Consider the following 14,842-nt stretch of genomic DNA (forward strand, 5'->3'; position numbering starts at 1 on the left):
GAACAGCCCGAATGCTTTGCAGGGTGAGCATCGAATTATTCGAGGCTCACCCGCGTTCGCCGTGCAGGTCGCGGCGGGCACCCGTTCAGGTGCCGGGAAGCTGGATCTCGCGTCCGCGCCACCTGGAGCGCAACCACCGGTCGTGGCTGGCGACCACGACGGCGCCGGGGCTGCCGCCGAGGGCGTCCTCCAGCTCGTCGCAGAGCCGGGGCGAGAGGTGGTTGGTGGGCTCGTCGAGCAGCAGCAGATCGGGTGGATCGGCCACCAACAGGGCCAGGGCGAGCCGGCGTCGCTGGCCGACCGACAGCTCGCCGATCGGCCGGCGCGCGTCGTGGGCGGTGAGCAGGCCGAGGTCGTCCAGCGGTACGGTCTCGGCGCGCACATGGCCCAGGACGTCGGCGTAGATCTCCTCGGCGGTGCGCTCGGGCCGGTCGAACACCGTGTCCTGGGTCAGTACGCCGATGCGCAGGTCGGGGCGGCGCCGGACGTGACCGGCCAGCTCCAGCCGGCCGGCGAGGACGGCGAGGAGCGTGGACTTGCCCGCACCGTTGGCGCCGGTGACCAACAGCCGGTCGGTGGCGGCGAGGTCGAGACGGTCGAGGGTGAGTCGGCCGGGTATCCGCACGTGACGCAGGCTGACGAGGGTCCCGTCGGCGGTGGCGGTGGCGAGCGCGGTGGCGCGGAACCGCAGCGGTTCGGGTGGTGACGCGACGGCGGTACGTTCGAGGTCGTCGAGCCGGCGGCCGGCGGCGCGTACCCGTCGGGCGATCTGGTTCTGCACCCTGCCGGCGGTGTGGCCGTATCCCATCTTCTCGTTGTCGCGCCGGTCCCGGCCCGGCGCGACCTCGTGCGCGGTCACCGCGAGCTGCCGGCGCAGCTCGGCCAGTTCCTCCTGCTGCTCGGCGTGGCGTCGCTGCCAGCGCTCCCGCTCGTTGCGCTGGTGAGCCAGATAGTCGCGGTAGGTGCCGCCGAAGCGGACCGGGCCGGCGACAGCGGGGTCGAGGTCGATCAGGTCGGTGCAGACCGCGTCGAGGAAGGCCCGGTCGTGGCTGGCCACGACGACGGCTCCGGGCAGGTCGCGCAACTGCTGCTCGAGAAACGCCGCCGCGGCGTCGTCGAGGTGGTTGGTGGGTTCGTCGAGCAGCAGCGCTGAGGGCAGGCGGATGAGCAGGGCGGCGAGTGCGAGCCGGCCGCGCTGGCCGCCGGAGAGCGCGGCGAGCGCCCGCTCCGGTGCCACATCGCCGAGACCGAGTGCCGCGAGGACCATGCCGGCGCGTCGCTCGGCGCCCCAGGCGTCGATGTCCTGGGCGCGGTCGAGCAGATCGCCGTAATCGGCGAGCAGCCGTTCGCGGTCGGGTGTGTCGTCGGCGGTGCGGGCGAGCCGGTCGGCGAGCCGATCGAGGTCGGCGAGGACGGCACGGGCCTCGCGCAGGGCATCGTCGCGCACGTCCGCCACGGTCGCGGCCGGGTCGTAGGGGGCTTCCTGCGGCAGGTAGCCGAGGTCTGGTGGGCGAACGACGCTGCCGGCGTCCGGTTCGTCCGCACCGGCGAGCAGGCGGAGCAGGGTGGATTTGCCGGTGCCGTTCTCGCCGATCAGGCCGATCCGGCGGCCGGGGGCCGCGGTGAGGGAGACCCCGTCCAGCACGCGACGGCCGCCGAGGGTGTGGACGAGGTCGTGAGCGAGCAGTGCTTCGGGCATGGGAGGTCACCTTCGGGGTGCTCCGGGCCACCGGCCGGCACGGCCCGTGGCCCGGAGCAGGGCGGAGTCGGCGGTCAGGCGCGCTCGGGCGCGGGGATCTCGCGCAGGTGGCCGCCATCGAGGCGGAGCCACCGCTGCACACCGATGTCGGTGAGGAACCGTTCGTCGTGGCTGACCACCACGAACGCACCCCGGTAGGCGGTCAGGGCGCTTCCCAGTTGGCCCACGCTGACCAGGTCGAGGTTGTTGGTGGGTTCGTCGAGCAGCAGCAGATGGGGTGCCGGCTGGGCGTAGAGGACGCAGGCGAGGGTGGCGCGCAGCCGTTCGCCGCCGGAGAGCACGCCGGCGGGGAGGTGGGCTCGGGCGCCGCGGAACAGGAACCGGGCGAGCAGGTTCATCCGTTCGGCCTGCGGCCGGTCGGGGGCGTACGCGGCGAAGTTCTCCGCGACCGTCCGGTCGAGATCCAGCAGGTCCAGCCGTTGCGACAGGTACGCGACGCGGCCGTCGGCGCGGTGCACCTGCCCGGCGTCCGGGTGGAGGTCACCCTGCAACAGACGCAGCAGGGTGGACTTCCCGGCACCGTTGGGGCCGGTCAGCGCGATGCGCTCCGGTCCCCGGATGGTCAGGTCGGCGCCGTCGCCGGCGAAGACGGCCCGGTCGCCGTGGTGGACCTGCATACGCTCGCCGGCGAACACGGTGCGGCCGGCGGGAACGGTCGTGTCGGGCAGGTCCAGGGTCAGCGCCTGGTCGTCGCGCAGCGTCCGACTGGCCTCGTCGAGCCGGCTCTGGGCCTCGCTGACCCGGTTTGCGTGTGCCTGCTGTGCCCGGCCGGCCGACTCCTGGGCGCTGCGCTTGAGCCCACCGGCGACGATGCGGGCCAGGCCGGCGTTGCCGAGGTTGCGGGCCGCGCTGCTGGCCCGGCGGTCGGCCCGCTCCCGGGCCTGCTGCATCTCCCGCTTCTCCCGCTTCACGTCCTGCTCGGCGCTGCGCACGGTCCGCTCCGCCGCCTCGCGCGCCACGCGCAACGCCTCCTCGTACGCGGTGAAGTTCCCGCCGAACAGACGCACCTCACCACGGTCGAGCTCGGCTACGCGGTCCATCCGGTCCAACAGGACCCGGTCGTGGCTGACCACCAGCAGACACCCGGACCAGCCCTCCAGCACCTCGTACAGCCGGTGCCGCGCGTCGATGTCGAGGTTGTTGGTCGGCTCGTCCAGCAGCAACACGTCCGGGCGCCTGAGCAGCTGCGCCGCCAGGCCGAGCGACACCACCTGCCCGCCGCTGAGAGTGCGCAGGCGCCGGTCCAACCCCACGTCACCGAGGCCCAGCCGGTCAAGTTCGGCGCGGCTGCGCTCCTCCACGTCCCAGTCGTCCCCGACGGCCGTGAAGTGCTCCTCCGCCGCGTCACCCGCCTCGATGGCGCGCAGCGCCGCGAGGGTCGCGTCGACCCCGAGCACCTCCGCGACGGTCAGGTCACCGGCCAGGGGCAGGTCCTGCGGCAGGTAGCCGAGCACACCCTCGACCGTCACGCCGCCACCGGTCGGGGTGAGGTCGCCCGCGATCAGGCGGAGCAGGGTCGTCTTGCCGGCGCCGTTCGGCGCGACCAGTCCCGTACGGCCGGGCGGCACGGTGAAGGACAGGTCCTGGAAGACCGGAGTGTCGTCCGGCCAGGAAAAGGACAGGTTGGTACAAACAATGCAGACGTCAGACATCGGGAGACACCCTCGAAAGAGAGCCGGGGACGCGACAGACACCCCGGTCGGGCAGACAGGTCTACGACGAGACACGCCGCACCGGCGCAGGCCGGCAGGCGGCCGGGGCCGCTCACCCCGAGATGTCGTCGTCCCCCGTCACCACAGTCCGCTCCCTCGCACTCTCATCGCGGTCTCCGCCGCGCGGCACCAGCTTAACAACTTCCCGAGTGGCACCGGTACGGCAACCGCCTCGCGGGAGAACGCCTGGGCTTGGGCCGATGATCCGCGAAGCCACCGCGTGAGCGCGTCTACGAGGCGACGCAGTGGTAGCGGTGCCTCAGATGCGCGCTGGTGCTCGTACCCGACGTGCGTGCGGGAAAGCGAAGGGCGGGATGGGAGACCATCCCGCCCTTCACGTGAACGGCCCTCGCGGACCGGTGGAAGACACGTCAGACAGCGGGCGTCCCGTCCCCGCGGACCGCGCGGCGGCGCCGGGCGAGGAGCAACATGATGCCGCCACCGGCCACCATGGCGAGACCGGCTCCGGCGATCAGCCCGGACTGCGGCCCGGTGATCGGCAAGTCACCCCCGCCGCCACCGCTGCCGCCGTCATCGTCACCGTCCCCGCCACTGCCGCTCGCGGCGACCACGACGGCGAACCCGTCCTCGTTGTCGCTGTCGTCCACGTCGGCTGCCTTTACGGCGACGGCGTTCGCCGGAAGTTCGGCATGCTCCGGGCCGGAGCGGGTGTCCGTCCGCTCGGTCAAGCCCTCGACCTGCACAGTCCCGCCCGCCAAGGCGACGGGTGCCTTGATGGCGGCCGACACCGTCGCCAGATTGTGCAACTCGACAGCGGAGTAGACGCTGTCGTTCGGGTTGGTGTCCTGGCCGACCGGTACGAGCGCGAGCGTGTCGTAGGTGCACACCGCTGACCGCCCGTCGTCGCCGACCGCACACTCCTTCGGCGGTCGGGTGAACGTCACACCCTTGGGCAGGCGCAGCGTGGCCTTGACGCCGCTGACTGCCTTCCGGCCCTGGTTGACGACCCGGTACCGCACCGCGCCCGTCTCCCCCGGGTTCAACGTCCCGGTGGATTCGAGCCGGCCGTCCGCGCCGACCCGCACCGACTGCTTCACGTCCGGCGCCACCACCGACAGGTCGGCTTCGGGATCGTCGACCAACTTGAGCGTGAACCATTTGCTGGCACTGAGTTGCATCTTGTCGTCGCCCCAGGCCATGCCGGCCTCGACGTGGAACCTGCCTTCGTAGGGCTTCTTTTTTTCGTAGACCTGAATATCGATGGGCAGATCCACCGTCCCGCCGGGTTCCGGCATCAGCTCCGGAAACAGGCTCGATTCGATACGGCAGTACCAGCCCGAGTGGTCGCCGTCACACTCACCGGAGCCACCGCCCTCCGGCCAGATGAGTGCGGCCTTGGTCGACCAGTCCAGCTCGGAGGGGCGGACGTAGAAAATGATCTCTCTCGGGGTCTGGTCGGTCAGATTGGTGAGTCTCAGGTGGACTCTCTTCTTGGCCACCCCCAGCGGAATCGTCGTACCGGCCAGATCGAACGTGAACTTCGCGCCCGTGTCCGCCGCCGAGGCGGACCCGACGGGGGTAGCCGTCCCGGCAAGGACGAGCAGCGCGGCGGCGGCAGTTCGCACCAGCCATCGATGACCAAAGGCCATAGCAGAACCCTTCAGGTGAGCGGACGGTACGGCCGAGGACACTATCCGCAATGGGCTCGCATCGGTATCCTCCGCTCACCCCCTACTGTGCGAGGGCCGGATCGGCGCGGCGGCGATGGCCACACCCCTGGCAACTCGACCGGCGCCGCAGCACCGTGCACCTCTCCACGGTGGAGGCGGATCGGGCCCGCGCCGATCGTCGACTCAGCCCTGCCGTCGATCCGCCGGGCCGGCCAGCCGCCAACCGCCCCCACCTGTGATGATCCGGTCAGGCCCGAGGCGTTCCCGGAGGTGGTGGATGTGCACGCCCACCGCGGCGATCGTGGCGGGCCGGTCGTGCGGCGGCAACGACGACCAGATCCCACTCCTGCTACGCGGCACTCCCCGCGCCTCGACGAGTACCCGCAGCACGGCGAACTCCTGCGGGCCGAGCCGGATGAACCGAGCCGGCCCGTCGAGGACGTACCGATGGCCGACATCGAGTCGCAGGCTGCCGAACGACAGCACGTCGGTGCCGTCGACCGGTTCCGGCGCGATCGGGTCCCGCACCCACCAGCCGTCCGTCCCGGTGAGAATGCGTGCGGCACCGATCTTCCTACGGATGTTGGCGATCACCACGCCGATCTGGGCAGCCGTCGGCGGTCGGTACCCGCGCGGCATGGCGGCCCAGATCGCCTCCCGGCTGAGGGGCGCCCCCCGCGCGGTGATCAGGACGGCCAGCACGGCGGCCTGCTGGCCACTGAGCATGACCGCGCTCGACTCAGCGTGCAGTCGGACCAGGCCGGTGGACGTCTGCAACTCCAGCCCGGCGTAGCACAGCGGGACATCCAGCACGGGTATGCACAGCTGACGGCGACCGGTGCTGGTCCGCGGGCGCCATCCTTGACGGCATCGAGAGATCGCCGACAGCGCAGAGCCTGCCGCCGGAGAAACGTCCTCAGCCGGAGGGCAGCAGGCCGACCGGCCGACCATGGACTGATCAACCACCATGAAGGGCCTCACCATCTGGCTGGCCGGCCGCCACTACCCCCACCGGCCAGCCTGAACCTCGGTCCGTACTCGCGGACGCCGGACGCCGGCGGTCAGGCCGACGGCCCGACCAGTTGGTACGTCGCTCGGACGGCGGCCACGGCCCAGCGCATGCGACTGACCGCCTCGACCGGATGGTCGCCGTACTCCTGCGCGACGAGTGCCGCGCAACCGGCCACCCGGTACCGGCTGACGCTGTACAACACCGCCTGCCGGATCTGTTCGGGCGTCGGATCCTTCGACGGTTGGAGCGTGGAGGCGAAAAGTGCCTCCGCCCTGGTACTGAGCAGTTCCGACGGGCTCATCACCGGCTCCTTTCCGGTAGGTGACGGCCATGCCCGCGAGGCAGATCCGGCACCAGGCGCACCACCACCGAGGTCGCACGCACGAGATGCGAGGCTGGCCGATCGCCTCGGGCGACCGACGTACTTCGGGCAGCCGACGAATTCGCCGAACGGCGGTGCCCGGGGTGGGGTCAGCGGAGTCCGACCCCACCCCGGTCCCGGTCCCGGTCCCAGGTTCCGGGTTCCGGGGTGCGCGCCCCTGCGTCGTGTCCGGCGCGCACCCCGTGATTCACCTTTCGCTACTTGCCTGAGCCGGCGAGGACGCCCTGCACGAAGTAGCGCTGGAAGGCGAAGAAGACCGCGAGCGGCACGAGCATGGACAGGAACGCGCCGGGACCGATCGTGTCGAGGTTGGACGAGAACGACCGCATCTGCTCCCGCAGGGCGTAGGTGATCGGGGCATTGTCGGAGGTGGCGAAGACGAGCGCGACCAGCAGGTCGTTCCAGACCCACAGGAACTGGAAGATCGCCAGCGAGGCGATGGCCGGCCAGCCGATCGGCAGCACCACGCGGGCGAAGATGAGCATTTCCCGGGCGCCGTCGATGCGGGCCGCCTCCAGCAGGTCGCGCGGGATGTTCAGGAAGAAGTTCCGCAACAGGAAGATCGCGAACGGCAACCCGAAGGCCACGTGGAAGGCAACCACCGCTGGGATCTCGCCGTAGATGCCGAGGGTCCGGAAGATCCGTGCGTCCGGCACGATCGCCACCTGGATCGGCACGACGATCAACGCGACGACCAGCGCGAACAGCCAGTCTCGGCCGGGGAAGTCCATCCAGGCCAGGGCGTACGCGCCGAGTGCGCCGAGCAGCACCACGAGCAGGGTCGACGGCACGGTGATCAGCACCGTGTTCCACAGCGATTCGACGATCCGCTCGTTCTGCAGCACCTGGGCGTAGTTGTCGAGGGTCAGTTGGGCCGGTGCGGTGAAGACCGTCCACCAGCCGGTGGCGCTGTTGTCGGCGCTGCTACGCAGGCTCGCCACGGCCAGACCGAAGGTCGGCAGCAGCCAGAAGATGCCGATCAGGACCACCAGCAGTCGCAGCAGTGCCTTGCCGAACCGCATCATGAACCGGGTCCACGGTCCCGGTCGCGGCCGGCCGCCCCGCGCGGTACCGGCGGGTATCAGTTCCGGTACGGCGTCGATGATGGCGTGGCTCATCAGCTGTCCCTCCTCAGGCGCCGAATGTTGAACAGCATCGCGGGGAGCACCAGGGCGAACAGCAGGACCGCGAGGGCGCTGCCGAGCCCGTAGTCGAGGCCGCCGCCGAAGGACACCCGGTACATCTCCAGGGCGACCACGGTCGCGTCGTCCTGGGACGACTCGGGTGCGAGCACGTAGACGAGGTCGAAGATCTTCAGGACGTTGATGGTCAGGGTGACCAGGACCACGACGAGCACCGGCCGGACCAGCGGCACGGTCACGTGCCGGAATGTCTGCCACTCGCTCGCGCCGTCCATCCGGGCCGCTTCGAGTGCTTCCCGAGGCAGGGCGGCCAGCCCGGCCGACACCAGCACCATGGCGAAGCCGGCCCAGATCCAGATGTACGCCCCGATGACGGCGGGAGTGATGAGTGAAGGGCCGAGCCAGGTGACGCCGTTGAACGGCTCGGTGAAGTTGCCGGCGGGCAGCCGGATGACGTATGGGCCGGAGGTGAGTTCGGGGAACGCGAACCGCCCGGCGGCGTCGGTCCGGGTGGTGGCGACCACCCTGCCCCCGTCGGCCACCGCCTCGACGGTCATCTGGGGCAACCCCACCTCGCCTGCGTCGACAATCCCCGCCTGGCCGCCGCCGCCGCGGGTGAAGTCGAGCCACACCACCCCCTGCAGTCCGGGGCCGCCGGTGGGTGCCGTGGCCGGCTTGGCGTCGGTCGGGATCCGGTCCGGTGGCAGACCCACGAGGGCGAGGTGGACGGGTTCACCCGGGTTCGCCGGCCCCCTGGACTCGAAGCCGCCGTTCATCGGCGCCAGCTCGCCCTGCTCTCGGGCATCCACGCCGTGGTAGCGCGACGGGGACTCGAAGGCGTCGTGCACCGACACCGCGACCGCGTTGAGCACGCCGCGGTCCGGGTTCTCGTCGTAGACCAGCCGGAAGGTGACGCCGGCGGCCAGGAACGAGATGGCCATCGGCATGAACAGGACTGCCTTGAGCACGGCCGACCGGCGCAGCCGCTCGGTCAACACCGCGAAGATCAGCCCAAGGGTGGTGGCCACGGCAGGCGCCACGATCACCCAGACGAGGTTGTTCAGGATGGCTCGCCGGGTGTTCGGCGAGGTGAACATGGTGACGTAGTTGTCGAGGCCGACGAATCTCGATCCGTCACCGCTGCGGAAGCTGAGCCACAGCGTGTAGACGATGGGATAGCAGACCAGCACCAGCAGCAGCACCAGGGCGGGGCCGAGGAAGAGCGCGACCATCAGGCGGGTCTCCCGCGACCGTCGGCGGGCCGCGGTCCCGGCGGTGGTCCGTGGGCCGCCGGGGGCGTCCCGGTGGCCCGGGCCGCCGGCGGCGTGCCGTGGGCCGCCGGGGCCATCGGCCACGCTCGCCCGGCCGATCGTTGTTCGGGCAGGGGACGGACTGATGCCCTGGGCCGGGTCGGGCGTGATCGTCATCAGTTGCCTCCGAAGTCCTTCTTCGCGGCGGCCTCGAGCTGCTGGGCCAACGCCTCGGGGGCGGTCGGCTTGGCCAGGAAGTCCTGCAGCAGCACCCACAGGTGGGCGCTGGTCCCACCGCCGAACGTCTGCGGCGTGAGGTCCGACAGGTCGAAGCGCAGCGATTCGGCCTTCACCACCGCTTCGGCGAGTTCCCGGGTGGTGTCGTCCGCGTACGTCGCGACGTCCAGTCCCGAGTTCGCCGAGATGAACCCGCCCTTGGCCGCCATGATCCTCGCCGCCTCGGGCGAGGCGAGGAAGGCCATCAGTGCGTTCGCCTCCGGCGTGTCCTTGAAGGCGACCGCCTGGTCGCCCGCCGTCACCACCGCCGGCTTCGAGCCGTCGACCGACGGCCAGTTGAAGAACTTCGCCGACTCGCCGACCTTCAACTCACCCAGCTTGTTGATCTCCGAGGCGACGAAGTCACCCTCGAACAGCATCGCTCCCTTCGGCGACTTGCCGAACACGTCGGCGATCGCCTGCGTGAAGGTGGTCTGCGTCGGGTTGCCGGCCAGGAATCGCGGCGTACGCCAGTAGTCGGCCAGCAGGGTCAGCGTCTTGACCACGCTGGGATCGGTCCAGGGGATCTCGTGCTTGGCCAGCTTGTCGTACATTTCCGGGCCGGCGACCCGGAGGTAGGTGTTCTCGAACCAGTCGGTCAGCACCCACCCGTCGCCACCGGCGGCCACCATGGGCGTCACCCCGGAGTCGGCGAGCGCGGCGGAGACCGTCTTCAGCTCGTCCCAGGTCTTCGGCGGCTGCACCCCGGCGTCGGTGAAGCTGTCGACCCGGTACCAGATCACCGACTTGTTGGCCACCTTGAAGTAGACGCCGTAGAGCTGCCCGTTCACGGTGCCCAGTTCCTGCCAGGCCGAGCTGTAGTTGGCCTTGATCGCGGCGGCCGCGTCACCGGTCAGCGGCTTGACCGCGCCCCGCTTCACGAACTCGGCCACCACCCCGGGCTGCGAGATCAACGCGACATCCGGCGGCGAACCCCCGGCGATCCGGCTGTTGAGCAGCACCGGCAGATCGTTGCCGCCGGAGGTGTACTTCACCGTCGCCCCGGTCTTCGCGGCGAAGGCGTCCAGCACCGCCTGGAAGTTCGCCTGCTCGGCACCGGACCACGTGGCCGCCACCTCGACCGTCTTGCCGGCAAGGTTCGCGTCCGGCGAGCCGGACGTCGGGCCGGCATCGCCACCGCACCCTGCGGCGGTGGCAAGGACCGCCGTCGCCACGGCGAGCGGTACCCATCGTCGTATCATGGACCCTCCTGAATCTGGTCTGCGGATCGGGACTGGACCGGGGCGGGCGACGACCCGCCGCCCGCCCCGCGTTCGGAGTCGACCGCGGTTGAGTGGCAGCTCAACCGCGGTCGACGGGCGACGGACGCCGACCCAGGTTCCGGATTGGCGGTCGGCCCGCCCTCATCCGTCCCCATCCGGGTCGGCGCTTATCGATCGCATCCGATCAACCGATCGGTGATTGCGCCGAGTCTTCAACACCACCGCGTTTCCCGGAAGTCAACTGGGTGCTACGTGACGGGACCGACGAACACCTCACAAGATCAACTTGTCGGATCCGGACCCGACTCGCTGGTAACTCTTCGGCGATCCACTCTGAACTGGTTAAACACCGCCCGGATCGGCGCGCCGTCCCAAAATCCGGTAGCACCGGGTCGGTGAACGAACCGTCACGGTGTTGAGATTGGCCACCACTGCTATGTCTGCCCTGTTACGGCGACACTTCTTCCCGACGAAAGAGTCGCATCGAAGTGAGCCAACCGCCGTCCGGAACCGTGCACCTGTTGAGGTTGAGCGGCGTGACAGGAGGACAGTGTGGAGGACCTGGCGGGGTACACGGTCGCCGTCCTGTCGGAGCGTCGTCGACACGACCTCGCCACCCTGCTGGAGGCCACCTCGGCACGGACGATCAACGTCCAGGCGGTCCGCTCGGTGGCCCAACCGGTGGTGGAGGCCGTTGCCGTCGCCACCCGCTCCTGCGTCACGGGACCGGTGCACGAGGTCATCGTGTCGTCGGGCCTGGGCCTGCGGGCCTGGCTGCGCGTGGTCCAGCAGACCGGCCATCTCGACGCGCTCATCGACCGGCTGACGCACGCCCGCCTGCTGGCCCGCGACGGGCACGCCGCCGACACGCTGCGGGATCTCGGCCTGAGCCAGATATGGGCAACCGCCTCCACGACCACCGAAGACCTGTTCCGCTATCTCCTCGCCCAGCCGATGATCGGCCGCCGGGTGGTGGCGCAGATCGAGTCGGAGCCACACCGGGAGTACTGCGAGGCCCTGCGCCGCAACGGGGCGACCGTGGTCGAGGTCGTCACCAACCGGTTTCTCCCGCCGCTGCGGATCGACATCCTGCGCCGGCTGTGCGGAGTCATCATCCGGCGGCAGGTCGACGCCGTCGCGCTGACCGGGGCGACCGCCACCGAGAACCTGCTTCGCCAGGCCGAGGCCGACGGCGTACTCGGCGAGGTGCTCAACGCGCTGACCGCCGACATCGTGCCCGCCTGTCTGGGTCACCTGGCGGCGGAGCCACTGCGGGCGTTCGGCCTCAGCGCGTACGTGGCGAACAGTCCCGCCCTGCCGGACCTGGTCAAGGTCCTGGCGAACCAACTCCCGGGACGGTCGCTCCAGCTCGACGTGCAGGGCCACCGGGTGGAGATCCGCAGCCAGGCGATGGTGATCGGCCACCAGGTGATTCCGGTCCAGCCCGGCCCGATCTCGGTGCTACGGGCGCTGGCCCGCCGTCCCGGCCGGGTGCTGTCCCCGGCCGAGATCCGGGCAGCCGCGCCGAGCTGGGCCGACGTCGACGACCACGCCGTCGAGATGGCGGTGTCGCGGCTGCGGCGAGCCTTCGACGACACCCCGCTGGACGGCGTCGACCTGATCCAGACCGTGATGAAGCGTGGCTACCGGCTGGGGGCCTGACCGCCCACCGGCACACAGAAACGCTTCTATAACTGCCAAGTGGTGCTGGTGGCTGGGCGTGTGCCGGCCAGGGTTTTGAAGAGTTGCCGGCAGATGTAGCGCTTGAGGTTGCGCATGACCGCGCGTTTGGTGCGTCCTTCGGCGGTGCGGCGGGTGACGTAGGCGCGGGTGCGGGGGTCGTGGCCCATGCGGACCAGGGCGACGGTGTAGAGGGCACGGTTGAGGCGTCGGTCGCCGCCGCGGTCGAGTCGGTGTCGGGTGGTGTTGCCTGATCAGGCCGGTAGTGGTGATGCGCCGGCAAGGGCGGCGAACGCAGCCTCGGAGCGGATGCGTCCGGGGTGTGACCAGGCCAGTAGAACGGTCGCGGCAACGACGGCGTCGATGCCGAGGGCGACGGTGCGTAGCAGCGCGGTCAGCGCGTTGATGGCGCGGGTGCGTGCGCCGCTCATCTGTTCGCGGGCGACGGTCAGGACGCGCAGGGCGGTGCGGGCACCCGTCGCGCGAGGCCAGCGCAGCTCGTTGACGTTCAGGCCGCGGGCTGTTTAAGTCATCGCGATGGCGTCCAGGGCGTCGCTCTTGCCGTGGCGGCGCCTGCTGATGGCGGAGACGCCGGGTGCCTCGGCGACGGTGAAGCCAACGGCGGTGAACTGTTCGATGAAGGTGGCGCCGTAGGAGCCGGCGCCGTCGATGACGATCAGCGTTGTCGTGTGCCGGGTGTGGCGTGGGATCCAGCCGGTGGCGCGGTGAAGCCCGGCCGGGCTGGTTGGGAACTGGGCGTGCTGCTGGACTGTGCCGGTGCCGGCGGTGATGCGTGCGAGAGTGTGTGAGGCGGCGTGGGTTTCCACGCGTCGTGACGGCGCCGGCCCGGGAAGTGCTCTCGCGGCAGGACGGTGACGGGCCACGACCCGCGGCCACGGGTCGGGCAAGCTTCTGATCAAGCCACCGAGAGGGGCAGGGCCGGCGCCCTGACCACGAACCGGGCGGGCAGATCTCACTGAGAGCACCCGGCCGGGGCCACCATTTCATGAGCCACACCCAGGCCGCGGACATGACGCTGGCCCTGCCAGCCAGCCCCAGGCCAACCAAGAGCAAGCTTCACAGCGTTTTCACCCTGCGCGGGCGGAAAGACCGCCAGCTCGAACGGTGGGCGTTGATCGCCGAAAATGGACGAAGCTCCTGGTAGATGACGTGGTCGACCAGAACACATGCCGTCTGCCCGAGGAGCTTCGTGCTGGCGGAGGCCCACCTCGCGAGTTGATCGGTGGATGCCGCTCGCCTCAAGGCGAGGATCCACAACCACCACCGGTCACCCGGCGAGGGTGGTGGGCGCGTACTGACTAGTGTTCGTTCGTTGATGCCCTTCTGCGGCGTACGAAGATGATCAGGGCTGCTCCGAAGGCGACCATCAGGATTCCGATGAGGCTGATCCGGGCGGTCATCGCACCTGTCGTCGCCAGCTTTTCGCAGGTGCCTGGGTCCTCGTACTCGCCGGTCAGTTTGTGGTTGTGGCCGGGAAACTGCACATTGACGGCGCGTTCTCGTCCGGCGGCGAAGACGATCGTCTGCGATCCCCCGTCGGAGGCCGTGACCTTCTTTTCCTGCGTTCCGTAGGTGGCGACCGCCTCGATCGGAGGCATCCCCTGGCCGGGATGGGTGATGGTCACCTTCAGTTCGGTGCAGGTCGACTCGGTGGACATCGTGGGCAGCCCGCAGGTCGAGGGCCGCGACCAGAGATAACGAGCGACTTCCTTGCCCCGCTCGGTCACGACGATCTGGCCGGTGCCCGCTGGCATCGGCAGTTCCACCGACTTTCCCGCGGGCACGTTGACGGTGCGGTTCACACCGGTCGCGGTGACCCGGAACGTCACGGGATAGCGGCCGCCGCTGAGGTGGACGGTGACGGACCCGTCGCAGGCCGGCGCGAAGGTGGCCTTCGGTTGTGCGCAGGACACGGCACCGCCGTTGTAGGCGCCGAGTGGGCCGGCGGAGCGGCTGCCGGGCTTGCCCTTGCTGCCCAGTTTCTTGTCGCCGTAGCGCTTGCCCTTCCCCACCATCGGCGTGATCAGCTCGCCCTTGCCACCCCAGACGAGGTCGACTTGGGTGTAGCACTTCGGCACGTCGACCTTCAGCTCAACCTTGCGGTGTTTGGCGTCGATCACCGCGATGTCGTGGTCGTGCGCGTACTGCGGCCAACTCGGCTTGGCGCTCGGCGCGAAGTAGGAGACCAGGAGGAACTCCTGCTTCTGGTCCTGGCACAGGGGCAGGTCACCGGCGAGCTCGACCGTCGCGCGGCCCTTCGCACCGTCGAACGTGTGCTTGTACGTGGCCTGTGCCATGCCGACGCATCGCGGTGTCTTTCGGCATGTCCCCTTGAGGCCGGCGGCGCGGCCGGAGTCGGTGCTGGAGATGCCGGTCCGGTCGCCGTTGCGCTCGAACCAGGTCGCCGACACCGTCAGGGTGGCACTCGTCGTCGTGCCCGGCACCCGCTGCACACCGGTCCTGACACCTCTCGGACCGTTGCCGTCGGTGTCGGCGCTGATCGCGTTGCCCACCTTGATCCCGGCGATCGGTGTCTGCGGTCGCGCGACGAGCTTGGTGATCTTGGCGTATCTGTTCTCCCAGCTGCCGTTGTTCACCTGCCAGGTGATCTCATAGGTGCCGTCCGGCTGGCACACCGCCGTCCCGCTGACCCGGGTGTGATGCGCTGCGGCGGGGCTCGCCGCCACCAGCGCCGCGAGCATGCCGAGCAGCATGCCGCCCGCCAGGGAGAGCAGCATTCGGAGGGGTCTGTTC

General features: G+C 70.1%; 11 protein-coding genes and 1 pseudogene. 1 reads left to right on the forward strand and 11 read right to left on the reverse strand.

Translation table 11 applies throughout. From position 1 onward, the window contains the following. Window positions 1–85: 85 nt before the first annotated feature. The 8 genes from ABT006_RS24575 to ABT006_RS24610 all read right to left on the reverse strand — a co-directional run bounded on the left by ABT006_RS24575 (window position 86) and on the right by ABT006_RS24610 (window position 10,366). Window positions 86–1,699, reverse strand: coding sequence for an ABC-F family ATP-binding cassette domain-containing protein (locus ABT006_RS24575; protein ID WP_350709991.1), 1,614 nt, complete (start codon window positions 1,697–1,699; stop codon window positions 86–88). A 74-nt stretch (window positions 1,700–1,773) separates the two neighbouring features. Next, a complete protein-coding gene (gene abc-f, locus ABT006_RS24580; protein ID WP_350709993.1) occupies window positions 1,774–3,411 on the reverse strand; it encodes a ribosomal protection-like ABC-F family protein in 1,638 nt (545 codons plus the stop codon). A 431-nt stretch (window positions 3,412–3,842) separates the two neighbouring features. Next, window positions 3,843–5,081 carry a COG1361 family protein gene (locus tag ABT006_RS24585; RefSeq protein WP_350709995.1) on the reverse strand — a complete coding sequence of 413 codons (1,239 nt, stop codon included), beginning with the start codon at window positions 5,079–5,081 and terminating at the stop codon, window positions 3,843–3,845. A 204-nt stretch (window positions 5,082–5,285) separates the two neighbouring features. Continuing rightward, window positions 5,286–5,915: a winged helix-turn-helix domain-containing protein gene (locus tag ABT006_RS24590; RefSeq protein WP_350709997.1), complete on the reverse strand. Its 630-nt coding sequence runs from the start codon at window positions 5,913–5,915 to the stop codon at window positions 5,286–5,288. Window positions 5,916–6,163: 248 nt separating this feature from the next. Continuing rightward, window positions 6,164–6,415, reverse strand: coding sequence for a hypothetical protein (locus ABT006_RS24595; protein WP_350709999.1), 252 nt, complete (start codon window positions 6,413–6,415; stop codon window positions 6,164–6,166). 278 nt (window positions 6,416–6,693) lie between these two features. Continuing rightward, window positions 6,694–7,614, reverse strand: a complete 921-nt coding sequence (locus tag ABT006_RS24600; protein ID WP_350710000.1) for a carbohydrate ABC transporter permease — start codon at window positions 7,612–7,614, stop codon at window positions 6,694–6,696. Further along, window positions 7,614–9,065, reverse strand: a complete 1,452-nt coding sequence (locus tag ABT006_RS24605; RefSeq protein ID WP_350710001.1) for an ABC transporter permease — start codon at window positions 9,063–9,065, stop codon at window positions 7,614–7,616. The genes ABT006_RS24600 and ABT006_RS24605 overlap by 1 nt, the downstream gene beginning before the upstream one ends. Next, window positions 9,065–10,366 carry an ABC transporter substrate-binding protein gene (locus ABT006_RS24610; protein WP_350710003.1) on the reverse strand — a complete coding sequence of 434 codons (1,302 nt, stop codon included), beginning with the start codon at window positions 10,364–10,366 and terminating at the stop codon, window positions 9,065–9,067. Before ABT006_RS24610 ends, ABT006_RS24605 begins: the two co-directional genes overlap by 1 nt. 573 nt (window positions 10,367–10,939) lie before the next feature. On the opposite strand from ABT006_RS24610, the gene ABT006_RS24615 reads away from it, so the two are divergent. Beyond that, window positions 10,940–12,049: a uroporphyrinogen-III synthase gene (locus ABT006_RS24615; protein WP_350710005.1), complete on the forward strand. Its 1,110-nt coding sequence runs from the start codon at window positions 10,940–10,942 to the stop codon at window positions 12,047–12,049. A 26-nt stretch (window positions 12,050–12,075) separates the two neighbouring features. Here ABT006_RS24615 and ABT006_RS35150 read toward each other — a convergent pair. The 3 genes and pseudogenes from ABT006_RS35150 to ABT006_RS24625 all read right to left on the reverse strand — a co-directional run. Then, window positions 12,076–12,435: pseudogene (locus ABT006_RS35150) on the reverse strand (transposase); the annotation flags it as partial. Between the two features lie 156 nt (window positions 12,436–12,591). After that, the gene (locus tag ABT006_RS35155) at window positions 12,592–12,894 is read right to left on the reverse strand and encodes an IS110 family transposase (RefSeq protein ID WP_502891019.1); all 303 of its coding nucleotides are present in this window, start codon (window positions 12,892–12,894) and stop codon (window positions 12,592–12,594) included. Between the two features lie 492 nt (window positions 12,895–13,386). Next, window positions 13,387–14,826: a cell wall anchor protein gene (locus tag ABT006_RS24625; protein WP_350710007.1), complete on the reverse strand. Its 1,440-nt coding sequence runs from the start codon at window positions 14,824–14,826 to the stop codon at window positions 13,387–13,389. Window positions 14,827–14,842: the final 16 nt, after the last annotated feature.

This window comes from Micromonospora sp. NPDC002717 (genome assembly GCF_040295705.1).
GTDB lineage: Bacteria > Actinomycetota > Actinomycetes > Mycobacteriales > Micromonosporaceae > Micromonospora.

What these genes read in the sequence shown, in the direction of transcription:
- ABT006_RS24575 (WP_350709991.1), bottom strand. Translation starts at nt 1,699, where the DNA reads ATGCCCGAAGCACTGCTCGCTCACGACCTCGTCCACACCCTCGGCGGC.
- ABT006_RS24595 (WP_350709999.1), bottom strand. Translation starts at nt 6,415, where the DNA reads ATGAGCCCGTCGGAACTGCTCAGTACCAGGGCGGAGGCACTTTTCGCC.
- ABT006_RS24610 (WP_350710003.1), bottom strand. Translation starts at nt 10,366, where the DNA reads ATGATACGACGATGGGTACCGCTCGCCGTGGCGACGGCGGTCCTTGCC.
- ABT006_RS24600 (WP_350710000.1), bottom strand. Translation starts at nt 7,614, where the DNA reads ATGAGCCACGCCATCATCGACGCCGTACCGGAACTGATACCCGCCGGT.
- ABT006_RS24605 (WP_350710001.1), bottom strand. Translation starts at nt 9,065, where the DNA reads ATGACGATCACGCCCGACCCGGCCCAGGGCATCAGTCCGTCCCCTGCC.
- ABT006_RS24625 (WP_350710007.1), bottom strand. Translation starts at nt 14,826, where the DNA reads ATGCTGCTCTCCCTGGCGGGCGGCATGCTGCTCGGCATGCTCGCGGCG.
- abc-f (WP_350709993.1), bottom strand. Translation starts at nt 3,411, where the DNA reads ATGTCTGACGTCTGCATTGTTTGTACCAACCTGTCCTTTTCCTGGCCG.
- ABT006_RS24585 (WP_350709995.1), bottom strand. Translation starts at nt 5,081, where the DNA reads ATGGCCTTTGGTCATCGATGGCTGGTGCGAACTGCCGCCGCCGCGCTG.